The sequence below is a fragment of the Rhizobium sp. Root1203 genome (genome assembly GCF_001424945.1).
Lineage (GTDB): Bacteria > Pseudomonadota > Alphaproteobacteria > Rhizobiales > Rhizobiaceae > Rhizobium.
Map to the genome: position 1 here is coordinate 1 of NZ_LMCW01000058.1, position 4349 is coordinate 4349.

Here is a 4349-nt window from a genome sequence, read left to right on the forward strand (position 1 = left end):
ATATTCCGGCCAGTTCGTCACCCTGAACTTCATCTTGCCGATACGATGACGGCGGGCGGCATTGTGTTTGAAAGGCATCGGGGAAGAGACCAGTTATCGCATTCGCCAACTACCTAAGACCACCCGATTAATGATCCACGCAACAACGTCAACCATGTGTAATCTATATCGGATGGAAGACAAAGGGACAGGCATGCACCTGTCCTTTCGCCTTTCGCACGTCGTGCAAATCTACTTTGCCGACAAGTCTTCCATGAAGAACTCATAGTTGTCGGCATTGTCGATGGCTTCATTGGGATTGCCGGCAGCCCGTTTCTGTGCATTCGTCCGGCCATAAGTATAGTCCTGAGTGCCGGCTACCACATGCGTCAGTTCGTGCAGTAGGGTCCCGGCACGCGAATCTTCGCCGGTCAACGGTGCTTTGAAGAATGCGGCGCACAGCCCGATATAGTCCCTGCCGTGGGTTGTCAGGGCAAAAGTGCCGTGGTCACAGCGTTGTGGTACGCATTCGACGGTGAAGGTTTCCTTGCTTTGTAGAAGATCGCGCACGCCGTCGATTGTGCTTTGCACTCTCGTCAACCGGGTCGGGTTGCCCTTGCCGAACCAGGTCTCGTAAAGTGGCGACGTTTTTTCCACAGTCATGCCGTCAACTGCATTCGCGGCTTTTTTGGCGATCGGCGTAATTCTGGCAAATGCCTCGTTCGTCGAGGTGCGGTGCTCCTTTGTGCAGTTCGCGTCATATTTCAAATTGGTGGCGTGAGCTTGGCCGGCGACGGCAAGCAGCATGCCCAGCGCCAGGATCGTGAATGATTTATGGGGATGGATGGATGACATGGATGATCTCCTTGATGAGAAATGCACTGCTCGCGAAACGAGTCAGCGCGGAATCTCCGGCTGGCTTGATGATGTGATGAGACCGGCGGCAATCACCGGGTCGTCAGTCCTCGATGGTCATGTTCATCGTCGTGCCGCGGATCGTGACAATCCTGTCGCGGTCGAGGGTCGGATAGGATTTGAACGCCGTGTGATGCTTGTCCCAAGCTATCCATGTGTCGTTCGTGGCCTTCACCATGAAGTCCCGGGCGTCGCCTGGAAATGGCGGCAAGGTGCAATCATAGGGGTTCGTCTTGCCGTGCGAAGTCCAACTTCTCGAGGCAAAAACGGTCTTGTCGTCAGTGCTCGCGGCCTCATCCACTTCGTTCCAAGTGACATCGAATTTGGCCGCGTAACCGCCGCGATGGCAAACGGTGATCAGCCGATCCGAAAGGACCTTGCGGTCGACTTCGACATATCTGGTGGTATTTCTGATCTCTGACACCTTCGCCGATTTGAGGTCCGCCACGACATACGAAATCGGATAGCCGAGATTGTCCTTGGACAAGACAATACCCTTCTCGATGACTTCCCGGATCTTGTCGAGCTCGCCCACCAGCAGAGGTGTAGAGCCCTCGCCGGCGCCAAGCACGATCGCCTGAAATGAGGAGACATTGGCGATGCTTTCATATTTGGCCTTGGTTTCGGCACTCACCTCGACACCGCCGGTCGAAATATCAAGCGCGGCTTCGGCATCATGCTCGCTCACATGCTCGCTTGTCCGCATCTGAACGATCATGATCCTGCCGTAGTCGACGCTGCGCACATAGCCGGGCGGCTCGGTGTTGGGCATATTGTTTTTTGACAGGGTCACACTGGCATCGAAGACATCGCCGGCTTCCTGCGGATCCTGCGCGACCACCGTGTAGTAGATCTGGCGGAATACCCGGTAGACGATCGTCTCGCTGTCGTTCGAAGACGACTTCAGATTGGCGGTAGCACTGTTCTTGCCCCATTGGGCGCCGAAACCCAGCGATATGCCGATCTGTTCCTGGGTGTATGATTTATGAGAGCTTGAGAAGGCGCGCATCGGCGGAAAGTAGCCGCCGGTGTCCTTCAGCCAGGTGTTGACGGTCTTCTCGATGGCGATCGACACGGATGTGTAGTCCGGCATTTCGACCCGGAGTTCGCTTCGCTCTTCTAGGCCAGGTAATTCCACCCGCAGGGTCAGGGGTGCCCGGGCAAGACGATATGGCGTAGGGCGTCCTTCCGCCAGGGTCTGGTCCTGTTTGATTACGGCGCCAGGAAATATCACCCCGGCCGCGGGGTTTAACAGCGCGTTCGACTCGATCTTCTGGTCGAGATTGATCTCACGCTTGCTGCAGATGATAACCGAGCCGGAAGCACGTTCGCGGTTGGGAAACTTGGGCTGGGATGTTGGCTGCAAATCCAGCGCCAGCAGTCTGTCCAAATCATAGTCGAGGCTGTTGATGTAGTCTGTATTCTTAGACATGGCATCCTCCGTTAATGGCAACGGTAGGATGTTCCTTCCGCCACGTCATTTGCGGCAGTGCAGCCGCGTATCAATTGAGGGCAGCGCGTATCAATCTGAATCCGAATCCGCCAGGGCCGACCTGACGTGGCGCAGCGGGCTACGGCGAAACTCGCCGGGTGTCATGCCGAAGCGCTTGGCAAACTGGCGATTGAAGGTTCGTAGATCGACGAAGCCATTGCTCAGCGCCAGGGTGGCAATCGGCGTCCTGCTCGGCGCGGTCTGCAAAAGTTTGCCCATGCGCTCCAGCCGCGCCATGCGGATAGCACCTGCCACAGTGAGGTCGCGATCGGCGAAACAACGGTAGAGCGTAGCGCGCGAGCAATGAATACCACGCGCCACGGCGTCAGCGTCCAGCGTCAGGTCGTTCAGATGCGCGTCGATATAACGGGTCGCCGCCACCAACATGGCACGGCGCGCCATTGGCGCATCGGCGGGGCCATGTTGCTGATAGACGGAACGCAACGCCCCCAGAGTAAGGTCGGCAACACTGCCAAACACCATGCCTTTTTCCATTGACGACATCTGCTCGATATATTCGGCCAGCAATCGCAATTGAGCTATGAGGAAGGGTGCCAATCGTGACTTATGCAGCGCTTCGACAATCCGCTCTTCCGCCGGCACGTCGCCATTGAAGGCTTCCACCAGCGCGTTCCGCCGTAAGGTCAGGGCAATGGCCATATGGTTGGCACGCCAAGCCACACGCGAGGGTTTCGTCGGATCGTAAACGAAAAAATCATTGGGGCCGGCGGACAAGGCCGCACCGGTCGACGTCGCATGCTGGCGCTCGCCTGCTAACGTCAAACCGATAGCGATGTCGTCATGCGCGCTCGACAGCGCACTCGATGGCGGCCGGCTGCCCGAAATGGCCTCTGAGCGGTAGCGGAACAACGTGCCTGTCGGTGTCACCGTGCCGATCGTGTCGGCCTTAAAATCCAAGCGTTGCGTATCGTTAGGCGCATCCGGCTCAAAATCATAGAACGCGATATTTGTCCAACCGTCGTAGCGTTGGCGCTGTGGCACCTCCTCACTGGTCAACGACAACTGGACGCTTTTGCTCGGCACCCCGGCATCGGGGGTCCACTTGCCCTCCGCCGGCGACCACAGCCAGATTTCTGGAGACCAGGCTCGCGACTTGGAAGAGTCTGATGCGTTATCCGACCTGATTTGTTGCATAGCGTCGCCCTGATACGGTCTTTAACGGCCGGCGAGCCATAGAAATCGCAAGGTCGGCATCACCAAGCATGGAAATCCATTTCCCCGGGCGCTACGCGATCGTCTTCCGTTCGGTGCTCAAGCGTCTCGGCAATGGCATTCAGAATCATAAACCCCACAACACATGGGAGCATGAATTTCGCCAGAGATGGTCAACACAGGATTAATCAAGACAATATTAAATGCCCTTTGGATGGACGTTGTTGCGTGGATCATTAATCGGGTGGTCTTAGGTAGTTGGCGAACGCGATAACTGGTCTCGTCCCCGATGCCTTTCAAACACAATGCCGCCCGCCGTCATCGTATCGGCAAGATGAAGTTCAGGGTGACGAACTGGCCGGAATATGAGGCTGGCCTGCGTGGTCTTAGGTAGTTGGCGAATGCGATAACTGGTCTCTTCCCCGATGCCTTTCAAACACAATGCCGCCCGCCGTCATCGTATCGGCAAGATGAAGTTCAGGGTGACGAACTGGCCGGAATATGAGGCTGGCCTGCGCCGCCGTGGCAGCCTGGCGCTTTGGATAACACCAGAAGCGCTGTCGTCCTGGCCGGCGCCGAAGCGGACAACACGCGGTGGCCAGCCACGCTATTCCGATCTGGCTATCGAGACCGCCCTGACGCTTGGTCTGGTGTTCGGCCTGCGATTACGCCAGACCGAGGGCTTGCTGGCATCTGTGCTGAAGCTGATGGGATTGGATCTCGCCGTGCCCGATCACACCACATTGAGCCGCCGGGCGCGGAAAAGGCAAACGGAGAACAGGCGGAATGG

The 4349-nt window shown here is 57.2% G+C and carries 4 protein-coding genes; 1 reads left to right on the top strand and 3 read right to left on the bottom strand.

Going from position 1 to position 4349, the window contains the following annotated elements; all coding sequences use genetic code 11:
* Window positions 1-231: 231 nt before the first annotated feature.
* From ASC97_RS29335 to ASC97_RS29345, 3 genes are all read right to left on the bottom strand, one after another.
* Window positions 232-834 (bottom strand): M35 family metallo-endopeptidase, encoded by a 603-nt coding sequence (locus tag ASC97_RS29335; protein WP_057471870.1) that lies wholly within the window; start codon window positions 832-834, stop codon window positions 232-234.
* Between the two features lie 103 nt (window positions 835-937).
* Complete coding sequence (locus tag ASC97_RS29340) at window positions 938-2326, bottom strand: thiol-activated cytolysin family protein (RefSeq protein ID WP_057471871.1); 1389 nt, start codon at window positions 2324-2326, stop codon at window positions 938-940.
* 90 nt (window positions 2327-2416) lie between these two features.
* Complete coding sequence (locus ASC97_RS29345; protein ID WP_082530224.1) at window positions 2417-3541, bottom strand: helix-turn-helix domain-containing protein; 1125 nt, start codon at window positions 3539-3541, stop codon at window positions 2417-2419.
* A gap of 443 nt (window positions 3542-3984) precedes the next feature.
* On the opposite strand from ASC97_RS29345, the gene ASC97_RS29350 reads away from it, so the two are divergent.
* A partial coding sequence (locus ASC97_RS29350; RefSeq protein WP_200959563.1) for a transposase occupies window positions 3985-4349 on the top strand: 365 nt, incomplete at its 3' end.